General features: G+C 63.8%; 19 protein-coding genes and 1 pseudogene. 6 read left to right on the top strand and 14 right to left on the bottom strand.

From position 1 onward, the window contains the following. Positions 1-14: 14 nt before the first annotated feature. From CH262_RS15775 to cobC, 4 genes are all read right to left on the bottom strand, one after another. On the bottom strand, positions 15-1,127 hold the full coding sequence (locus tag CH262_RS15775) for a bifunctional RNase H/acid phosphatase (RefSeq protein WP_256988818.1): 1,113 nt from the start codon (positions 1,125-1,127) through the stop codon (positions 15-17). Continuing rightward, complete coding sequence (locus CH262_RS15780) at positions 1,124-1,861, bottom strand: zinc ribbon domain-containing protein (RefSeq protein WP_027497425.1); 738 nt, start codon at positions 1,859-1,861, stop codon at positions 1,124-1,126. The genes CH262_RS15775 and CH262_RS15780 overlap by 4 nt, the downstream gene beginning before the upstream one ends. A 106-nt stretch (positions 1,862-1,967) precedes the next feature. Beyond that, positions 1,968-3,089 carry a Nif3-like dinuclear metal center hexameric protein gene (locus tag CH262_RS15785; RefSeq protein ID WP_094717921.1) on the bottom strand — a complete coding sequence of 374 codons (1,122 nt, stop codon included), beginning with the start codon at positions 3,087-3,089 and terminating at the stop codon, positions 1,968-1,970. Between the two features lie 14 nt (positions 3,090-3,103). After that, entirely contained in the window at positions 3,104-4,141 is a 1,038-nt protein-coding gene (gene cobC, locus CH262_RS15790; RefSeq protein ID WP_032384615.1) for an Rv2231c family pyridoxal phosphate-dependent protein CobC, read from the bottom strand. Positions 4,142-4,183: 42 nt separating this feature from the next. Between cobC and CH262_RS15795 the strand changes: the two genes are divergently transcribed. From CH262_RS15795 to CH262_RS15805, 3 genes are read left to right on the top strand one after another with little or no spacing between them, the layout of a single operon-like run. Next, positions 4,184-4,876 (top strand): HAD-IA family hydrolase, encoded by a 693-nt coding sequence (locus tag CH262_RS15795; RefSeq protein WP_094717922.1) that lies wholly within the window; start codon positions 4,184-4,186, stop codon positions 4,874-4,876. Then, positions 4,873-5,346, top strand: coding sequence for a low molecular weight protein-tyrosine-phosphatase (locus CH262_RS15800; protein ID WP_176457143.1), 474 nt, complete (start codon positions 4,873-4,875; stop codon positions 5,344-5,346). Before CH262_RS15795 ends, CH262_RS15800 begins: the two co-directional genes overlap by 4 nt. 18 nt (positions 5,347-5,364) lie before the next feature. Further along, positions 5,365-6,282: an SURF1 family cytochrome oxidase biogenesis protein gene (locus CH262_RS15805; protein ID WP_094717923.1), complete on the top strand. Its 918-nt coding sequence runs from the start codon at positions 5,365-5,367 to the stop codon at positions 6,280-6,282. On the opposite strand, the gene CH262_RS15810 is transcribed toward CH262_RS15805, so the two are convergent. The 3 genes from CH262_RS15810 to CH262_RS15815 form a co-directional block, all read right to left on the bottom strand. Next, the gene (locus CH262_RS15810; RefSeq protein ID WP_094717924.1) at positions 6,223-7,191 is read right to left on the bottom strand and encodes a cobalamin biosynthesis protein; all 969 of its coding nucleotides are present in this window, start codon (positions 7,189-7,191) and stop codon (positions 6,223-6,225) included. The genes CH262_RS15805 and CH262_RS15810 overlap by 60 nt on opposite strands. Before the next feature lie 47 nt (positions 7,192-7,238). Beyond that, positions 7,239-7,364, bottom strand: a complete 126-nt coding sequence (locus CH262_RS28160) for a hypothetical protein (RefSeq protein WP_255032530.1) — start codon at positions 7,362-7,364, stop codon at positions 7,239-7,241. A 200-nt stretch (positions 7,365-7,564) separates the two neighbouring features. Then, on the bottom strand, positions 7,565-8,467 hold the full coding sequence (locus CH262_RS15815) for a LysR family transcriptional regulator (protein WP_027497432.1): 903 nt from the start codon (positions 8,465-8,467) through the stop codon (positions 7,565-7,567). A 75-nt stretch (positions 8,468-8,542) separates the two neighbouring features. Here CH262_RS15815 and CH262_RS15820 point away from each other — a divergent pair, with 75 nt between their 5' ends. Beyond that, a complete protein-coding gene (locus tag CH262_RS15820; protein WP_179275018.1) occupies positions 8,543-10,072 on the top strand; it encodes a CoA-acylating methylmalonate-semialdehyde dehydrogenase in 1,530 nt (509 codons plus the stop codon). An 82-nt stretch (positions 10,073-10,154) separates the two neighbouring features. After that, positions 10,155-11,321 carry an iron-containing alcohol dehydrogenase gene (locus CH262_RS15825; protein WP_094717925.1) on the top strand — a complete coding sequence of 389 codons (1,167 nt, stop codon included), beginning with the start codon at positions 10,155-10,157 and terminating at the stop codon, positions 11,319-11,321. On the opposite strand, the gene CH262_RS15830 is transcribed toward CH262_RS15825, so the two are convergent. Continuing rightward, positions 11,318-12,727, bottom strand: coding sequence for an amino acid permease (locus tag CH262_RS15830; protein WP_094717926.1), 1,410 nt, complete (start codon positions 12,725-12,727; stop codon positions 11,318-11,320). The genes CH262_RS15825 and CH262_RS15830 overlap by 4 nt on opposite strands. A 113-nt stretch (positions 12,728-12,840) precedes the next feature. On the opposite strand from CH262_RS15830, the gene CH262_RS15835 reads away from it, so the two are divergent. After that, a complete protein-coding gene (locus CH262_RS15835) occupies positions 12,841-13,782 on the top strand; it encodes an NAD(P)/FAD-dependent oxidoreductase (protein ID WP_094717927.1) in 942 nt (313 codons plus the stop codon). 12 nt (positions 13,783-13,794) lie between these two features. Here the strand turns inward: CH262_RS15835 and CH262_RS15840 are convergent, their stop codons facing one another. The 6 genes and pseudogenes from CH262_RS15840 to CH262_RS15865 all read right to left on the bottom strand — a co-directional run bounded on the left by CH262_RS15840 (position 13,795) and on the right by CH262_RS15865 (position 19,820). Further along, positions 13,795-14,466 carry a nitroreductase gene (locus CH262_RS15840; RefSeq protein WP_094717928.1) on the bottom strand — a complete coding sequence of 224 codons (672 nt, stop codon included), beginning with the start codon at positions 14,464-14,466 and terminating at the stop codon, positions 13,795-13,797. 92 nt (positions 14,467-14,558) lie between these two features. Further along, positions 14,559-14,958: pseudogene (locus tag CH262_RS15845) on the bottom strand (MetQ/NlpA family ABC transporter substrate-binding protein); the annotation flags it as partial. A 194-nt stretch (positions 14,959-15,152) separates the two neighbouring features. Beyond that, positions 15,153-16,196 (bottom strand): acyl-CoA dehydrogenase family protein, encoded by a 1,044-nt coding sequence (locus CH262_RS15850; RefSeq protein WP_094717929.1) that lies wholly within the window; start codon positions 16,194-16,196, stop codon positions 15,153-15,155. A gap of 11 nt (positions 16,197-16,207) precedes the next feature. Next, entirely contained in the window at positions 16,208-17,416 is a 1,209-nt protein-coding gene (locus tag CH262_RS15855) for an acyl-CoA dehydrogenase family protein (RefSeq protein WP_094717930.1), read from the bottom strand. After that, positions 17,413-18,189: an enoyl-CoA hydratase-related protein gene (locus CH262_RS15860; RefSeq protein ID WP_256988819.1), complete on the bottom strand. Its 777-nt coding sequence runs from the start codon at positions 18,187-18,189 to the stop codon at positions 17,413-17,415. Before CH262_RS15860 ends, CH262_RS15855 begins: the two co-directional genes overlap by 4 nt. Next, a complete protein-coding gene (locus tag CH262_RS15865) occupies positions 18,186-19,820 on the bottom strand; it encodes an AMP-binding protein (protein WP_094717932.1) in 1,635 nt (544 codons plus the stop codon). The genes CH262_RS15860 and CH262_RS15865 overlap by 4 nt, the downstream gene beginning before the upstream one ends. Positions 19,821-19,961 lie beyond the last annotated feature (141 nt).

Below are 19,961 nucleotides of genomic sequence, written 5' to 3' on the forward strand. Positions count from 1 at the left end.
GCACCTCCACAGGATCAGGTCAGGTGAGACGTGTCGTTGACCAATTTCACCGATGCCCCACCGTCGGGGTAGAACTCCGCGATGCTCAGCGACGCGAGGTCCAGGTGCATTCGGTAGAGCAGAGACGGTCCGACGTCCAGTGCCAGTTGCAGCAGTGTTTTGATCGGCGTCACGTGTGTCACGACGACGATCGTCTTGCCCGCGTACTCTCCGATCAATCGATCGCGTGCCGCTTCGATTCGAGTGCGCACTGCGTCGAAACTCTCACCATTGGGCGGGGCCACCGAGGTGTCACCCAGCCAGGCCCGATGTTGTTCGGGATAGCGGTCTTTCGCCTCCGCGAAGGTCAGACCTTCCCAGTCGCCGAAGTCCGTTTCGGTCAGATCGTCGACGGTGGTCACGTCGAGTCCGAGTGCACCTGCCGCGGCGTCGGCGGTCTGTCGGGCGCGGCCGAGGGGGGACGAGACGATCGCTGCGATGTCGTCGTGTCCGCCGAGCCGTGCCGCTGCAGCGGTGGCCTGTCGAACCCCCAGCTCGGTCAGTTCCGGATTTCCGCGACCCGAGTATCGCCGGTCGACCGACAGCGCGGTCTGGCCGTGGCGCAACAACAACATTCGGGTGGGGTCGCCGATAGCACCGGTCCACCCGGGGGCCGCCGCGGGTTGCTTCGCGGCCGGTTCGGTATCGGGCAGATCAGGAAGGTCGATCCCCTTGGCCGCGGCATCCATCGCCTCGTTCGCCAGACCGTCGGCGTGTGAGTTCTGCTCCCGCGGAATCCATTGGAAGGTGACGTGATCGAACGTCCGAACAAGCTCCGCCGCTCGGCGATTGAGCGGAATCATGTCGGGATGCTTCACCTTCCAGCGTCCCGACATCTGTTCGACGACGAGTTTGGAGTCCATCCGAACGTCGACCTCACGGGCACCGACGTCCGCGGCCGCCGTCAACGCAGCGATGAGGCCCCTGTACTCGGCCACGTTGTTCGTTGCGATTCCCAGCGCCTCCCGGCGTTCGGCCAACACCTCGCTGCGATCTGCTGAGAACACCACGGCTCCGTACCCGGCGGGACCCGGGTTGCCGCGGGAGCCGCCGTCGGCTTCGACGACGACCCGTTGCGCGGCACTCAAATTCCGGACTCCTTGGTGCGCACCAGGATTGCGTTGCATTCCGAGCAACGAACCAGAGCGTCGGCAGGTTTGTTGGCGATGCTCGCAATTTCGTTGCGATCGAGCTCTATTCGGCATGCGCCGCACCGGCGGGCCTGCAGCAACGCTGCGCCTCGACCGGTCAGTGCGCGTTGCTTCTCGTACAGCGCCAGCAGATCGGCCGGCATACCCGAGATCAATGCCTCGCGACGCTCGGCGCTCCGCTTCTCCGCGACGTCCAGGTCTGCGACAGCGTCGTCGCGGCGACGACCGGCGTCGACCATTTCGTCCTCGATCTGCGTCAACTGCGCCCCGGCGTGCTCGTAATCGCGCTCGCTGGCCTCGCGCTGTTCCATGACTTCGAGCAGTTCTTCCTCGAGGATGCTCTGCCGCCGTTCGAGACTGCCGAGCTCGTGCTGCAGCTCGGTCATCTGCTTGGGCGCAATCGTGCCGCTCTCGAGCATCTTCTTGTCGCGCGCCTCGCGCTGGCGAACGGCATCGACTTCGCCCTCGAGCTTGCGGATGTCGCGATCGAGGTCGTCCATCGAGATCTGCACCGTGACGGCAGCATCCTTGCGGGTGATGCGCTCGGCCTCGAGTTTGTCGACCTCCTGCTGCTCGGGGAGGGTCTTTCGGCGATGGGCGATCTGCGAGAGTTCGGTATCCACACCGGCCAATTCGAGTAGCGAGGCCTGGACTTTGGGATCGACGTTCACGCTTGATGACTCCTGCGACTATGGAAGTTGATTCCGATTACCCTACCGGCTGCGCAGAACGTACCGAGCCGGATCCGTGCACTCCCCCGGTCGCGGGGTTCGTCGGTCACAGCGTCCACGGGTCGGTACGGACATCGCTGACCCTGCTGCTCCAGCCCTCCGTGTTGCCGAATTCGGCGTCCACGATGCCCCTCGCCTGAGCACACCACGGGAACTCCGAGGCCCAGTGGGCCGTGTCGATCACCGCGGGCCCACCCGCCCTCAGGTGCTCGTCGACGGGATGATGTCTGAGATCGGACGTGACATAGACGTCGGCGTCGGTCCGCGCGACGGTTGCAAGGAATGAGTCCCCTGCTCCCCCGCACAGGGCGACGATCGACACTGTGGCGTCCGGATCGCCCGCTGCTCGCACTCCCCAGCTGGTGGCCGGCAGAGCGTCTCGGACGACATCGGTGAACTCGGCGAGGGTCATCGGATCAGGCAACCGTCCGATCCGCCCCAGACCGGTGCACGACGGTAGGGCCGCGGACTCGAAGACATCGAACGCGGGCTCCTCGTACGGGTGCGCACGCCTGAGCGCGGACTGCATCCGCGCGCGGTCTGCCCGGGATGCCACCACCTCGATTCGGTCCTCGGTCTCGGTGTGGACTTCGCCGACGACGCCGAGCGTCGGATGAGCACCGGGCTGCGGCCGGAACTGGCCGAGCCCCTCGGTGTGCCAACTCGCTTCGCTGTAGTCGCCGATCTCACCGGCTCCGGCGTCGAACAGCGCTTGGCGCACCGCCGCAGTGTCGGCGGACGGCACGAATACGACCCATTTGTCGTGCGCCGGAGCAGGAATGGGATCGAGTGGCCTGGTGTCGATCACACCGAGGGCCGACGCGAGTGCGTCGGAGACACCGGGATCGGCCGAGTCGGCGTTGGTATGGGCGGTGAACAGCGCGCAGTCGGCCTTGATCAGGCGGTGGATCACCGAGCCTTTGGCGGTGTCGGCCGCAACCGAATCGACTCCTTTGAGCAGCAGAGGGTGATGGGCGACGATGAGGTCGGCACCCCAGGAGATGGCCTCGTCCACGACGGCCGGGGTGACGTCGACGGCGTAGAGCACCTGTCGCACAATGGAATCCGGATCTCCGCATACCAATCCCACCGAGTCCCAGCTCTCGGCTAATCGAGGCGGGTATGCCTTGTCGAGAACCTCGATGACGTTCGCCAGAGTCACTGCCATGTCGATTGCTCTCCTCACAGAACGGTGTTCAACGCATGCACCAGTATGTCGACGTGTGCCGAGTCCCGTACGGCGACGCGTAGGTAGTTGCGATCCAGTCCGGGAAACGTGTCGCCGCGCCGAACCGCAATTCCCTTCGTGCGCAAACGTTCTCGGATCCCGTCGGCGTCATCGACCCGCGCCAGAAGAAACGGCGCTCGCGCCGGTCCGGCAATGTCGAGACCGAGTGCGGTCAGTCTCGCGATCATGGCGTCACGTTCGGCGTCGATCCGCAGGGCGTCGGCTCGGGCCTGCTCGACCGCGAACGGCTCGGTACAGGCACGGATTGCTTCGAGTTGCAGAGTGCCGAGCGGCCAGTGCGCACGGCCCCGCTGCATTCGTTCGAGTACGTCGGGATGGGCCAGAGCGTAGCCGCACCGCAACCCCGCCAATGCCCACGTCTTCGTCAGGCTTCGGAGTACCAGCACGTCCGCGACGCTGTCCGAGGAGACCGACTCTCCTGCTCCCGTCACTGCGTCGGCGAATGCTTCGTCGACCACGACCGTGCGGCCGGGCCTACGCAGACCGAGTACTTCTTCTCGGGGATGCAGCACCGACGTCGGATTGGTGGGATTGCCGACGATCACCATGTCGGCGGCCTCGGGCACCAGGCCCGGATCGAGCAGAAACGGCGGCTGGAGTAACACCCGATGCACGGGAATGCCGGCCTGCTCGAGCACCCAGTCGGGCTCGGTGAACGACGGGTGCACGGTTGCCACGAGGGCCGGCTCGAGCCGCGGCAGCATCGCGAATCCTTCGGCTCCGCCACCGAGCAGCAGTACCTCGTCCGGCGAGCGTCCGTGGTGTGCGGCGACCTGCTCCCGAGCCGCCCGCTCGGCTGCCCCCGATGGATACGAACCGAGCGAGTTCAGGGCTGCAGCGAGCCGATCACGAAGCCACGGGGGCGGGCCGTCACCGCGCACGTTGACAGCGAAGTCGACGAGGCCCGAGCCGACCTCGAGATCTCCGTGATGACGGAGAAGTGCATCGGGGCCGGACGCTGTATCGGACATCGCGACGAGCCTAGCCGTCACGTGCACCGATAGGCTCAGGCCATGTCTGCCGCTCTGCCCGCATCCGTTGCCCTGTTCGATCTCGACGGAACGTTGACCGATTCCGCACCGGGAATTCACGCAGGATTTCGCCACGCGCTGGCCTCGGTCGGCGCTCCCGAGCCGACCGAACAGCAACTCTCTCTCGTCGTCGGTCCACCGCTGATCGACACGCTGCGCTCGATGGGCCTGGACGAGGAGGCAGCTCAGCGCGCGCTCGCCGCCTATTTCGACCGCTACGACGAGCGGGGTTGGGCCGAGAACACCGCGTTCGACGGCATCGAGACAGTGCTGACGCGATTGCAGGATCGCGGTGTTCGGCTGGGCGTGGCGACGTCCAAGTCGGAGCGCTTCGCCATCCGGATTCTCGACCACTTCGGCTTGTCCCGGTACTTCGACTTCATCGGCGGTGCCAGCAACGACGGGTCGCGGCGAGCGAAATCCGACGTCATCGCGCACTCGCTGACCAATCTCGGCATCGATCCCGTCGAATCCTCGGACGGCGGCACCGCAGGGGTGATCATGATCGGCGACCGCGACCACGATGTGCACGGCGCGGCTCGGTTCGGAATTCCGGCGGTCTACGTGGAATGGGGCTACGGCATCGACGGTGAGAGCGACGACGCGGCGTTCACCGCGTCGGACATGGACGAACTGGCCGCCGTGCTCGAGCAGAACACGCAGGCGTCACGATGAGCGAGCCACTGCACGTGACATTCGTGTGCACCGGAAACATCTGTCGATCACCGATGGCCGAGAAGGTGTTCGCCGCGCACCTGAGCGAGGCGGGCCTAAGTGATGCCGTCCGCGTGTCGAGCGCGGGAATCGACGGGTGGCATGTCGGCGACGGCGCAGACCCGCGGACGGTCGCCGAACTCGATGCGCACGGCTACGAGAGCGAGCACGAAGCGAACCAGGTGGGACCGGACCACCTCGCCGCCGATCTGATCGTTGCTCTCGACACCGGCCACGCTCGATCTCTACTGCAGTTGGGTGCACCGGCCGATCGGGTGCAGCTGCTGCGTTCGTTCGATCCCGACGCCGACGATGCGTCGGTCGCAGATCCCTACTACTCGTCGGATTCTGCGTTCACCGAGGTGCGAGAACAGATCGAGGATGCCGTGCCCGGCTTGATCGATTGGGCGCGGTCTCGGCTGACTGCCTGACCCGGCTACCGTGGTGGGGTGGAGAAGTTACGGTTCTTGCTGCGTCCGAAGTGGTTGGTGCTGGCCGCCGTCGCGCTGGCGTTCGCATTCTTGTGCTTCAGCGTGCTCGCTCCGTGGCAGCTGGGCAAGAACACCTCGACTTCAGCGCGCAACGACTTGATCACCCGATCGGTCGGGGCAGATCCGGTGTCGATCACCGACGTTCTCACCGGAAACGGATTCGCGGCCGACGACGAATGGCGGCGGGTGATTGCGCAGGGCAGCTACGTGGAGAATTCCGACGCCCTGGTGCGGCTGCGCAGCATTCGTGAGCAGCCCGCGTACGAGGTCATCACTCCGTTCGTCATCGACGATGGCCCTACTGTTCTCGTCAACCGCGGATACGTGCTCCCGGTGGAGGGAACGCGACCGCCCGAGTTCGCAGCAGCTCCGACCGGCCCGGTCACTCTCGATGCCCGCGTTCGTCAGGCCGAAGGAACATCACGTGAGCCGATCCAGGAGGACGGCCGCCTGCAGGTGTACAACATCAACCCGGAGCAGATCGGCGCAGCGGTCGGTGTCGACGCGATCGACGGGTACCTGCAGCTCGACGACGGTCAGCCCGGTGGCCTCGGCCTCATCGAGCTCCCGCAGACCGACGCGGGCCCCTATCTGTCCTACGGGCTGCAGTGGCTGGCGTTCGGCATCATGGCACCGTTGGGTCTTGCGTATTTCGTCCGCGCCGAGCTGCGGGAGCGACGCATGTCTAGAACCGAGATGGCCGACTCGATGTCCGATGAGTCCGACCCCACGTCCGACGACGATTCCGCGCCGGACGACGAAGAAGAATTCACTCTTCCGACCCGACGCGAGAAGCGGGCCAGGGCCCGCGCGGCGTCACAGGCGAGAACGCCGACGGATCCTCGCCTGGCGGATCGATACGGCAAGAACCGCTGACGCAGCCGTCGCGAACTCTTGCACCCGCGTCGACAGCACGACTGCTCGCCGAAGGTCCCGTGCCGTGGGCGCTCGCCCGTCGCCGAGTGTGGGCCTGATCTCCACGCCGTGCCGGTATTGAGTGCGCCCACCGAGTTGTAGTCCGAGCGCACCCGCCGACGCGGCTTCCGGCACCCCGGCATTGGGGCTGGGATGGCGGGATGCGTCTCGTCGCCACACCTGTAGCGCGTGGGCAGCAGAACCCTGCACCAGCGGTGCCGCGAGAACGGTCGCCGCACCCGTGACTCGTGCCGGCAACAGGTTCAGCGCGTCGTCGAGGCGTGCGGCGGCCCATCCGAACCGTAGGTATTTCGGAGACCGGTATCCCACCATTGCATCGAGTGTGTTGCTGGCTCGGTATGCCAGGATCCCCGGTACGCCGGCCAGGGCTCCCCACACCACGACACCGACTGTTGCGTCGGATGTGTTCTCGGCGATGGATTCGAGTGCCGCGCGTGCCAGCCCGTCGGAGTCGAGGAATGCCGGGTCACGTCCGCACAGTGACGGGAGCAATGCGCGTGCGCCCGGCAGGTCGTCTCGGCCGAGGTGATCGGCCATCGAGCGACCTACTACCGACAGCGATGTTCCGCCCAGCGCGGCCCACGTCGCGGTAGCCACCAGAGCGGCCTCGGCCGGTGGGCCGAGACGCGACACTGCTCGCGTGGACGCGATTCCGAGTGCGGTGACGCCTCCGACCAGTACGGCGGTATGGATGACACCCGCAATCCTGTTGTCGCGGTAGAGCCGAGCCTCGACGCGAAGGGCAGCCGTTCCGAATCCTGCTACCGGATGCCAGCGCTGTGGGTCTGTGAACACTCGATCCAGGCCGTATCCGACCAGCAATCCGATCGCTCGGGGGTGTGTCCACATCGCACGAATCTATCCACCGGCCATCCGGTGTGCGGAATCGGTACGGGTCAGGCCCAGCGCCGGTTGTACGCGCCGGAGAGCTGACGGCTCCTGAAGTCGATGTCGCTTCCGTCGTTGAGCAAGGCGATGGCCATACCGACGAAACCGATTGCTGCTACTACGAACATGGTCATGATTCCCCCAAGAATCGTTGTGGGCCTGCCGCGGCGGTGCCGTGGCCGACGTGTTCCGTAACAGATTGTTACCCGCCGGTAGGGCGATTCCCACCGCTTTGAGGTCGGCGTCACGTGTGTCTGTCGTCACGAGACGCCGGACACATCGAACGTCCAAAATTCAACGGCCACCGACGATCTCGTGCATTTAGTGACCGCGACTATCGACCGCCGGGCACCGCACGCATGTGGGGCTCCTCGGCCACGACCGATCCGATGAAGTCGTCCACCACCTTCACCCGCGCCAACCCCGTCAACTCCCGCGGAATCACCGTCCAGTAGGTGCGTTCGACCGAGACGAGGCCCGGCAGCACCGGAATCAACGTGTCGTCCGGTTCGCCGATGTAGCTGGGCAACGGCGCAATTCCCACGCCGGACCGCGCCGCGATCCACTGGCCGGTGATGTTGTTGGTCTGAATCTGCGCCCGACCGTCGGGCACAATCGAATCCAGGATGCGCAGCGGCGCAACGTCGAGCAGCGCATCCACGTAGGAGATCAGGGTGTGCCCACGCAAACCGTCGACCGAGTCGATCGTCGGCTGCGCAGCCAGGTATCGCTCGGCGGCATAGAGCGCCAGGGTGTAGGTCGCCAATTGCCGCGCAACCACCAACCTGGGCGACGGCCGTTCCAACGTGATGGCAATGTCGAATTCCCTGGTGGCCAACGAGTTGTGCTCGGTGGCGGTGACGAGTTCGATATCCAGATCGGGATGCTTGTCGCGAAGCGCACCCAACTTCGGCGTGAGAACGAAGGCACCGAACCCGTCCGGGGCAGCGATGCGTACCGTCCCTCGCAGCGATCCGGTATCGGATGTCTGATCCTCGAAGGCGGCGATCAGCGTGGACTCGACGGTTTCGGCGTACCCGACCAGCCTTCGCCCCGCCTCGGTCAATCGCCAACCCGTCGGGGTTCGGTCGAAAAGTCGCTGTCCTGCGGACTTTTCGAGTGCCGTGATACGCCGACCGACCGTGGTGTGGTCCACGCCGAGTGTTCGAGACGCGTCGGTCAGACGTCCCGTTCTCGACACTTCGAGGAAATAGCGAAGGTGGTCTGGGTTGAACACTCGTCCAGCCTATCCCCCTGTGCATTTCTGCACGACAATCTGCGATTTTGGCCTTTGACATGTGCATCGATTCGAATGAGACTCGAGACACACCGATGGAAGGAACGAACGTTGACCGACGTCATCTCACACTGGCTCGATGGTAAGACTTTTTCCGGATCTTCCGATCGGACGTCGCCGGTCACCAACCCCGCCACCGGGGAGGTCACCGGCACGCTCACGCTCGCCGATCGGAGCGATGCCCGCGCCGTCATCGACGCCGCCGCAGCTGCCTTTCCCGCGTGGCGCGACACCTCCCTGGCCAAGCGCACCTCGATCCTCTTCTCCTTCCGAGAACTGCTCAACGCGAAGAAGAACGAGCTGGCCGAGATCATCACGGCCGAGCACGGCAAGGTGCTCTCGGACGCCCTCGGCGAGATTTCTCGCGGCCAGGAAGTGGTCGAATTCGCCTGTGGCATAGCCCATCTACTGAAGGGCAGCTACACCGAGAATGCGTCCACCGGAGTGGACGTCTATTCCATTCGTCAGCCGCTCGGGCCGGTGGCCATCATCTCCCCCTTCAATTTCCCTGCCATGGTGCCGATGTGGTTCTTCCCCATCGCCATCGCCGCCGGTAACACCGTCGTGCTCAAGCCATCGGAGAAGGACCCGAGTGCCAGCATCTGGCTCGCGCGGCTCTGGGCCGAAGCAGGCCTGCCCGACGGCGTGTTCAACGTGCTGCAGGGAGACAAGGAGGCCGTCGACGAGTTGCTCGAGAACAAGAAGATCAAGTCGGTCTCCTTCGTCGGATCGACGCCCATCGCTCAGTACGTCTACTCGACAGGCACCGCCAACGGCAAGCGTGTTCAGGCCCTCGGCGGTGCCAAGAACCATGCCGTCGTCCTCCCCGATGCAGATCTCGACCTGGCCGCGGACGCCATGGTCAACGCCGGCTTCGGCTCGGCGGGTGAGCGATGCATGGCCATCTCGGCTCTCGTGGCCGTCGGGAAGATCGCCGACGAGCTCGTCGCCAAGATCGCCGAACGCACTACGCCACTGGTCACCGGCGACGGCACCCGCGGCGCCGACATGGGCCCGCTCGTCACCCAGGTACACCGCGACAAGGTTGCGTCCTATGTCGACGCAGGCGAGGCGTCCGGTGCCACGATCGTCGTCGACGGCCGCGGAGTGAAGGCTGATGGCGGAGAGAACGGATTTTGGCTCGGCCCCACGCTCATCGACCATGTGACACCGGACATGAGCATCTACACCGACGAAATCTTCGGTCCTGTGCTCTCGGTCGTGCGTGTGGAGACCTACGACGAAGCCCTCACCCTGATCAACGACAATCCGTACGGCAACGGCACGGCGATCTTCACCAACGACGGCGGGGCGGCGCGGCGTTTCCAGAACGAGGTCGAGGTCGGCATGGTCGGTGTCAATGTGCCGATCCCTGTTCCCATGGCGTACTACAGTTTCGGTGGCTGGAAGAGCAGTCTGTTCGGCGACAGCCATGCTCATGGAACCGAAGGAGTGCACTTCTTCACGCGGGGTAAAGCCGTCACCAGTCGCTGGCTCGATCCCAGCCACGGCGGTATCGATCTCGGCTTTCCTGCAAACAACTGAGTTCTACAAAGCCCATGTGCGTGGAAACTCGTAGCCCACTACGAAGTTCCACGCACATGGAGATACCGCGAAGGAGCACTCCATGGTTGCCAATATTTCTTTTCCACGCTTCCTCAAACTCGGCGGCGGTGCCGTCGAGGAGCTGGGTACGGTACTCACCGACCTCGACGTATCACGGCCGTTGCTCGTCACCGATGCGTTCATGGCCGGCAACGGCTCGGCCGATCGACTGATGACGATCATGACCGAGGCCGGTAAGTCGCCTGCTCTGTTCTCCGGCACCGTGCCCGACCCGACGACGGATTCGTTGATCGCCGGTCTCGAAGCGGTGCAGCAGCATTCGGCCGATTCGATCATCGGGTTCGGCGGCGGCAGTCCGATGGACACGGCCAAGGCGCTGGCAATCCTCGCTGTGCAGGGCGGGACGATGCGGGACTTCAAGGCTCCGGTGCTCTCCACCGGTCCGGCGCTTCCGATCGTCGCGATCCCTACTACGGCGGGAAGTGGTTCGGAGGCAACGCAGTTCACTATCATCACCGACGTGGCCTCGGACGAGAAGATGCTGTGCCCCGGGCTGTCCTTTCTGCCGATAGCATCGATCATCGACTTCGAGCTGACGATGTCGATGCCGGCACGTCTGACTGCCGATACCGGCGTCGACGCTCTGACTCACGCCATCGAGGCGTATGTCAGCAAGAAAGCCAACCCCATCTCCGACGGCTTGGCGCTCAGCGCGATTCGCACCATCGGAACGTCGCTGCTTCGGGCGTATCGAGACGGTGACGACCGGCAGGCACGCGAGGCCATGATGCATGCGTCCACCCAGGCGGGAATGGCGTTCTCCAACGCCAGCGTCTGTCTGGTCCACGGGATGAGTCGACCGATCGGCGCGCATTTCCACGTCGCACACGGACTGTCCAACGCGATGCTGTTGCCCGCTGTCACAGCCTTTTCCATCGACGGAGCCCAGGCCCGCTATGCCGACTGCGCCCGGGCCCTCGGTGCTGCTTCGGAAGCCGATTCGGACGCGGTTGCCGGTGGCAAGTTGCAGGACGCCATCGTCACGCTGTGCCGTGAGGTCGAAGTTCCCACACCCGAGACGTTCGGCATCGACAAGTCGACGTGGGACGACCTGTTGCCGCTGATGGCCGAGCAGGCTCTCGCGTCCGGCAGCCCCGGTAACAATCCGGTCGTTCCGACGGCTGAGCAGATCGTCGATCTGTACCGCCAGGTCTACGCCGGGATCTAGGCCAAGTCACCGGACACGCGGGCGGCAACCTTGTCGCGCCGCGTGTTTCGGCGTTGAACGATGATTCCGCCGATCACCGTCACCGCCGCCAGCACCGCCGAGAGGAGGATCGACGATCGTTGCTCCGGCCGCACCACCATCATCACCAAGACGAAGACGATGAATCCGATGGCCAAATAGGTGAGCCACGGATAGAGCCACATCAGAACGGCCGGGCGCTCGCCGTCGCGATCGAGTTGGCGACGCAGCACCAGTTGACTGCTGGCGATGGCCAGGTAGACGAACAGAGCTACGGCACCGGTGGTCGCGAGCAAGTAGGTGAAGAGCTTCTCGGGAAGAATGTAGTTTCCGACGACGGCGAGGAAGCCGAGAACCATCGAGGCGATGACGGCAACCCACGGCACTCCGTTGGCGGTGATCTTTTTGACTGAGCGCGGCGCATCGCCGCGATCACCGAGCGAGTAGAGCATGCGCGACGCGGTGTAGAGCGCCGAATTCAGGCACGACGCCACGGCGGTCAGAATGACGATGTCCATGATGGTCTCCGCGTGAGGAATTCCCATCTTGGACAACACATACTGGTAGGAGCCGGTTGCCGGGTCCAATTCGTTCCAGGGGACGAGCGCGACGATGACGAAGATCGATCCGAAGTAGAAGATCGAGATACGCCAGATCACCGAGTTGGTGGCGCGGGTGATCCCCTTTGCGGGGTCCTTGGATTCGGCTGCAGCGATGGTGACGATCTCGGATCCCATGAACGAGAACATCGTCGTCAGCATGGCTGCGATCACCGCGCCGAAGCCGAGCGGCATGAAGCCGCCGGAGGCCCACAGTTGGTCCACGCCACTGACTTCGGAGTTCGGCAGCCAGCCCAGGATGGCGGCGATGCCGAGGCCGATGAACGCGACGATGGCCACTACCTTGACCAACGCGAACCAGAACTCGAACTCGCCGTAGTTGCCGACGCTGATCAAGTTGGTGGCGGTGAGCGCGACGACGATGATCAGGGCCCACATCCATTGGGCACCGCCCAGCCAGTTGGTGAGGATGGCGGCAGCGGCGGTCGCCTCGACGGGGATCACCAATACCCAGAACCACCAGTACAACCAACCGACGGAGAAGCCGGCCCAATGTCCCAGTGCCCGGGTCGCATACGTCGAGAACGAACCTGTGTCGGGGTTGGCGGTGGCCATTTCCCCGAGCATGCGCATCACCAAGATGACGAGGAGTCCGGCGAAGAAGTAGGCCAACAACACCGCAGGTCCTGCGGTGGCGATGGCGTTGGCAGAGCCGACGAACAGTCCGGCACCGATCACTCCGGCTATCGAGATCATCGTCACGTGCCGCGGTTTGAGACTGGTTCCCAGTCCGTGCTCTCCGGTATCTGGCTTATCCGTAATTGCCATTTCAACAGTTCAGCACAAGGTCGGGCCCTCCGCAGCGGGTGACCGAATTGTCCAGACAATGCGCAGTACATAAGGCGGGCTTACTTACTCGGTCCGCCGGGCATACTGACGACATGACTGTCGATGTTGGGCGCACCACGGACTCGATCACCATTGTCGGCTCGGGTATCGCGGGTGCCGCCTGTGCCCGAGTACTGCGCGCGGCGGGCGTCCCGTTCCGCATCGTCGATCGAGGACGTGCCCCGGGCGGACGGATGTCCTCCCCCGAGCTTCACGGGCGTCGTGTGGATTTGGGTGCCGGTTACTTCACCGTCCGCGATCAAGATTTCGCGACGGTGGTGTCGGACTGGGAGTCGAGGGGCCTTGCGCGCCAGTGGGCCAACACCTTCGGCATCCTCAAACCCGACACCGAACCGTGCACCACCACCGGGCCGGTCCGTTGGGCGACACCACACGGGCTTCGTTCTCTGGTGCGAGACTTGCTGGCAGACTTCGATATCGAAGGATCCACCGAGTTGAGCGGCCTACCCGACGGCCACGTCGTGGTTGCGATGCCCGATCCTCAGGCGACTCGACTGACCACAGTCCCCGACGCCGTCGATTACGAACCGGTCATCGCGGTGGCATGTGGATTCGACGGGTTGGATGTGCCGTTCCGCGACGCGGCCTTCGTCAACGATCATCCCGATATCGCGTTCGTCGTCGACGACGGTGCCCGGCGGGGTGACGGTGCGCCCGTGCTGGTGGTTCACACGACCCCCGAGCGGGCACAGCAGCACCTCGCCGATCCCGACGCAGTGATCGCCCCGGTCCTCGACGCGCTACGCGAACTGTCGGTAATTTCCAAGGCACCCAACTGGACGCATGCCCATCGCTGGACGTTCGCAAAGCCTGCGGCGCAACATGATTCCACCTTTGCGCTCGAGCTGCGGGACGGGCGGCTCGTCGGATTCGCAGGCGATCAATGGTGTGAATCCGGCGCGCCCAGGGTGGAAAGCGCATGGCGATCGGGCACGGATCTGGGTACGGAACTGGTTGGTCGGCTCCAGAGCTGACGCCGTCACACCTCAGCTGATGAAGGTCACCGTCTCACTCAACGGTGCACGGCTGGTGCGGAATCCGTTGATCGGGTGGCTCTCGTCGGGGTAGCCGAACGAGATGCCGGCTACCACCCTGCGGGTATCCGGGATATCGAACCATTCGTGGACGAACGGCGAGTACGCGGCGAGCGCGGCCTGCGCTATCGCGCCGAGCCCGAGACTCTGCGCGCCCAGCAGGAACGTCTGCAGATACAGCCCGCAGTCGACGGCACCGTAGACACCCAGGTCCGCATCGGTGGTGATGATTGCCGCGTGCGGGGCGTCGAACAGCTCGAAATTGCGAATGAACTGACGCGTCGTCGCCTCGGTGTCGGACTTGACCACGCCGATGCTCTCGTAGAGCGCACCGCCACACTCACGACGACGTGCCCGGTGCAAGGCGTCGTAGTTGGCCGGAAACGGAAAATCCGGTTGCGGCACACCGGACGCCACATGTTCCACCAAGGCCTCGGAGAACTTTCGCGTGGCATCGCCCTCGGTCACGATTATTTGCCACGACTGGGTGTTCGACCACGATGGAGTGCGCTGGGCGGCCGCCAACAACTGTTCGAGCACGTCCCGTGATACCTGCTTCGGCAGGAATTGCCGGCATGAGTACCGCTCGTCGAGCAGTTCGGTCAATGCTTCGTACCGGGTCACGTCGTCCGCCTCACATCGTGTCGTCTTCCGACCGAACGTAGCACCACCGCCGCGCCCGACGGTCCGCTGTCGGACCGTCGGGTGCGAGGCCCTTACTGAAGTGGCAGGAGGATGTCCTTCACCCGCGGGCCGGTGGCGAGGAACTCCTGGACCGCAGGGTCCTTGAACGCGGCGACGAGGTTCTTGATGTTGTCGCTGTCCGCCCACCGGCTACCGATCGTGAGGCTGGCCGGCGAACTCGTCCGGTGCTGGTGGTGCGAAGATCTGCTTCTCGACGGGGATGCCGGCCGCGAGGTAGTACTCCGTATAGCCCACTGCTGCATAGAGATCCGGCAATGCCCGCGATTGCGCGGCAGAGTCCAGCAACGTGAACTTCAGGTTCTTCGGGTTTCCGACGATGTCCTTCTGGGTGGCTGTCGACTTGTCCACCGCCGGGTCGAGGGTGATGAGACCCGCTCGCTCGAGTACCCATAGACCCTGTGCTCTATGTGCACAGCCACCTCGCCATCGCTGACCGAGCGCGACGTGTGGTCGGTCGGCCATCCGACCAAATTCGGCGATCCGTCCGTGATCGAGTCGGTCCACCGAATCAGCGGCTCGCAGTACAACATTTGTCTCGTGTGTGACGAACGATGGATTCGGATTCAGGCCGGAGGTGACCTCGTCGAGAGCAAAAACCAGAGCAGCTACAGCGACGTCGCCAAGACCTCGAGGTGCGACTCGATCGAACCGAACATCAGCTCGTTGCTCTTCGCGCGGCGGAAGTACCTGTGCAAGGGGTGTTCCCACGTGAACCCGATGCCACCGTGCACTTGGATGGACTCCTCCGCAGCGAACACTGACGCCCTACTCGCGAGGACCCGCGCAGTGGCTACCGCGTTCACGAACTCGTCTTGTCCGCGGTCCTCGGCAGCGTCGGCGGCGTCCAGAACAGCAGCCTCGGCCAACTCGATCGCGATCAGCATGTCCGCGAGTCTGTGCTTGATCGATTGGAACGATCCGATGGCCCGACCGAACTGCTGTCGAGTCTTGGCGTACTCGACCGACATTTCGAGGCATGCACGAGCTGCGCCCACTTGTTCGGCCGCAACGCTAGCCAGCAGGAGCGTCTGCGCACGCGCCAATCCGAACAGCAAGTTCTTTCCTCCCGCACGGCGTGCACGGACGCCGTCGAGCTCGACGCGGGCAAGTTCCCGGGTGAAGTCCAACGCCTCCAATGGGGTTCGTGAGACACCGGGCGCGTCACCGGACACGACGGCGAGCTCGAGGCCGTCTGGGCCACTAGCGACAATGACAAGAAGGTCCGCGGTGGTGCCGTCGATCACGAAGTCCTGTCGGCCCGACAGAACGAGGTCGTCACCGTCGGCGAGTGCCGAGATTCCGCTCGTCGTCAACGGGTAGCCTGCCACGAGTGCGGCCGTCACAGATCCGCTCGCCATGCCTGGAACATGCTGTGCGCACACGGAATCGGTAGCTCCCTCGATCAGTACCGAACCGGCCGCCGCGACCGAGGAAAGGTACGGAACGCCTGCAAGTGATCGACCGAGTTCGGTCATCACCACCATGAGTTCCTTGGCTCCGTATCCGGCACCGCCCCATCGTTCTGGGAACGGGATCTCGCAGACTCCGAGCGAGACGAGTGCCGGCCAGAGGGTATCGGTGCGCTTGGTCAGCAGTCCGCGAAGACTGTCCCGCAGTTCCTTCTGCTCGGATGTCAGTTCGAGTGCCATGTGCTGTGCCCCTACCGCGGTTCTCTGGGCAAACCAAGCCCGCGCTCGCCAATGATGTTGCGTTGTATCTCGTCGGACCCGCCTGCGATTCGGTATCCAGGAGCGCCCAGCAGATGTTCCGTCCACGCAAACGTGTCGGATTCACCGGTGTCGGCCAGAATCGAACGCCCAAGTAGGCTCGCCGCGGCGTCGCCGATGCGCTTCAGGCTCTGTGTCCACACCAGCTTTCCGATGGACCCTTCGACACCCGGTATGTGGCCGGCTTGTTCACGTTCCGCGTAGCGCGCCACCATCAGTGCCGACGCCCGCTCGTAGACTGCCACATTGGCGAGCCTCTGCCGTACCAACGGCTCGTCGTGGACGCTCAGGCGACGAGCCAACCTGAGCAGATCTGTTCCGCTGCCTCCCGCGCTGACGATGCCTGCACTCGAGCTTCGTTCGAACCCGAGAGTGGTCAAGGCGACGTTCCACCCCTGGCCCTCGTCTCCGAGTCGCATCGAATCGTCGAGTTGTACGTCGGTCAAAAACACTTCGTTGAAGGTCGACCCTCCGGACATCTGTCGAATCGGGCGGATCTCGACGCCCGGAGCATTCATCGGCACCATGAACGCGGTCATTCCGCGATGCTTCGCTGCGGCACTGTCACTGCGCGCGATCAGAAGTCCCCACTCGGAGAACTGAGCACCCGAGCTCCACACCTTTTGCCCATTGATCGTCCAGTTATCTCCGTGTCTGACGGCCTTCGTCGACAGGCCGGCCAGATCGGAGCCTGCGCCAGGTTCGGAGAACAACTGGCAGCACAGTTGTGTGGCCCTTAGAAACGGGGTGATGAACTTTGCGCGTTGATCCTCGGTTCCGAGAAGATGGATCGTCGGTGCTACCAGTTCGACTGTTACCAAAACGTTTTCGTGACGCTCGGGCGCGCGGAATGCACGCTCGCGTGATACGTACACCCGTTCGTGGCTCGCCGACAGTCCAGCGCCGCCCCATTCTGGGGACCACGTGATGGCACCGTAACCTGCATCCACTCGGGTGGACTGCCATGCCTTGGCGGCTTCGATCAGCGCGCGTTCCTCGTCCTCGCTGCGGTTGTGGAAAACCGCATAGCTCGGTTCGGGTGCATTGTCACCCGCCGCGGTGCCGAGATGGCTTTCCAACCAGGCTGAGGCGGCCGCGTCGAACTCGTCCAATCCGACGGTTGTGTCGAGGTTCGTGCTCACTTGTCCGCCTTCGCTGCCATATCTGCCACTGTCTTTTCGATCGCGGTCTTGGAATCGGGGTGTTCGGATAGCCGAACTGTGAAGGTCTGTTCCAACTCGTAGCCACGCTTGAGGTCGAGGCCCTCGCAACCGTTGAGAGATTGCTTCGCCAGCATGATGGCGTACCTACTCTTCGCGGCGATCGACCGCGCCCGCGCGAATGCGAAGTCGATGAGGCTCTCGTGCGGCACCACTTCGATCGGAGCGCCCCAGGACTGGAGCGTGGCAGCATCGACGGCCTCGGCCGTGAAAAACATCCGACGCATCGCCTGCTGCGGCAGCATTCTCGCCGTGAAGCGGCCGCCGCCGAGGACTCCCACGTTCATTTCGGGAAGCCCGAATGTCGCCTTTTCGGATGCGACGACGAGGTCGCATGCCGCCGTCAACCCGAAACCGCTTCCCAGCGCGGGACCGTTGATGGCACCGATGACCGGTACCGAGCAGTCGATCACGTTGAAAATCGCCCGCCTGACGCCGCGCATCTGGACCTCGCCGCTGGTGGCGTCCATCGTACGGAATTCGTTCAGATCGTTTCCAGCGCAGAAGGTCCGGCCACGGCCGGTCAGAACGGCCACCTTGATGTCGGCGTCGTCGGACAGGGCGTCGAACACCGATGCGATCTGCTCGTACATCGACGAGTCGAGTGCGTTCACCTTGCCCCGCGCGAGCTCGACCACCGCGATGCCTGGCTCGGGTACGGTGACCGCAATTCCCTCGAGCACTACGTTCCTCACTTTTCGTCACTCGCCGTGACAGTCATCTCGGCCATAGGCGGCGGGATCACGGACCTGTCACGCGTCCAATCCCGAAGCGCGAACTTCTGGATCTTTCCGCTGGCGGTCTTGGGGAGCGAATCGACGACGAACACGCTTTCGGGGATTTTCTGGATCGCGACCTCACGGCCCGAAAGGAAGTCGTACACCTGTCGCAGGCTGAGCTCGTGTTCGTCCCGGGTCACGACAAAGGCACATCCACGCTCACCCGTTCGCGGATCCGGACCTGCAACCACAGCCACTTCCAGTACGTCGGGATGCTCGCTCAGCAAGTTCTCCACGTCGTAGGTACTTATCTTTTCACCGGAACGGTTGATGATGTCCTTGATCCGCCCCACGATATGCAACCCGCCCTCGCTGTCGGTGGTGGCGAGATCACCAGAACGGAAGAAGCCGTCGGGGGTAAAAGCTGCGTCGTTGAGTGAACTGTCCAAATATCCAAGGAAGGTATCCGGTCCACGCCAAAGCACTTCACCGACGACACCGGGCTCCGCGATACCTGCACCGTCGACGGAGACGATCACCTCGGTCGGTGTCATCGGTCGCCCGTCGGACTGCATTCGCAGCCGATCGGTGTCCCATCGGTCGGTACACGACACCGACGGGCCCTCCGTAGCACCGAACATACGCACCACTGTGCCCAGTCGAGTCGTCGCGGCCGCGGTGAGAGCATCGGGGATGTCGGCGCCTCCGCAGACGATGTAGCGGATCGACGGCGTCGAAACAGCCGAAGCATCCGCCGCGTCGAGTAGCCCCCGAAGGAACGGCGTCGAGAAGATCATGAAACTCGCACCCTCGGAAACGATGCGCTCCATCGCGACAGAAGGATCCCAGATCTCCTGGAGGACGACAGGAGCCCCGAGCAGAAACGGCAGGGTGAGAGCACAGTTCACCCCGGTTACATGGGTCACCGGGGATGGATTGAACACCACGTCACGTTCGTTGAGACCGAACCAATCGATGATGGATTGGTTCTCGTAGACGAGTGTATTGTGGCTGTGCAGTACACCTTTCGGATCGGCTGTGGTGCCCGAGGTATAGAGAAGCAGGCACACGCTGTCCGCGTCGGGTTCAGCGTTGCCGGCCAAGCCGTCAGGTGTTGCCTCGTCCAGCAGAGCTGCCCACGATTCACCGCCTACGACGACCACCTCGACGTCGATACCCAGGTCTCGATACATGGCCTCGTAGTCGAATCCTCGGTAGGTCGACGGCACGAAGACCATAGCGCTGCGGGCTTGGCCGAGAATGAAGCGAACTTCCCGGCCACGATAGATGGGCACGATCGGGTTGGCGACGGCTCCCAACTTCATGAGTGCCTGAAAAACGATCACGGCCTCGGCGCAGTTGGGCAACTGAAACGACACGACACTGTCTGCCCCGATCCCCCGGCCTCTCAATGCGCTCGCCAACACGTTCACCTGTTGTTCAACGTCCGTGAACGTAAGCCTTCGGTGTCCGTCGACAACAGCGAGCGCGTTCGGAAATCTGCGTGCAGCCCGGGTCAAGAAATAGCCGACCGGCTTGTCCTGCCAATGGCCGTCAGCGCGAAACGACTGCGCTACAGCCGGAATGGGCAATCGGGTCGGAAACATTGAGACCTCCGGAACATGGAGCAGTGAATTGCATCCGATCCATCGTAGCCAAATGTGACAACTATGTACAGATTTGTCGCGCGTCACATTTTCGGTCGCTCGATAAGGTGAGATTCCGTCGACGCCGAATCCGTTAGGACG

Source organism: Rhodococcus sp. 05-2255-1e, assembly GCF_002259025.1.
GTDB classification, from domain to species: Bacteria; Actinomycetota; Actinomycetes; order Mycobacteriales; family Mycobacteriaceae; genus Rhodococcoides; species Rhodococcoides fascians.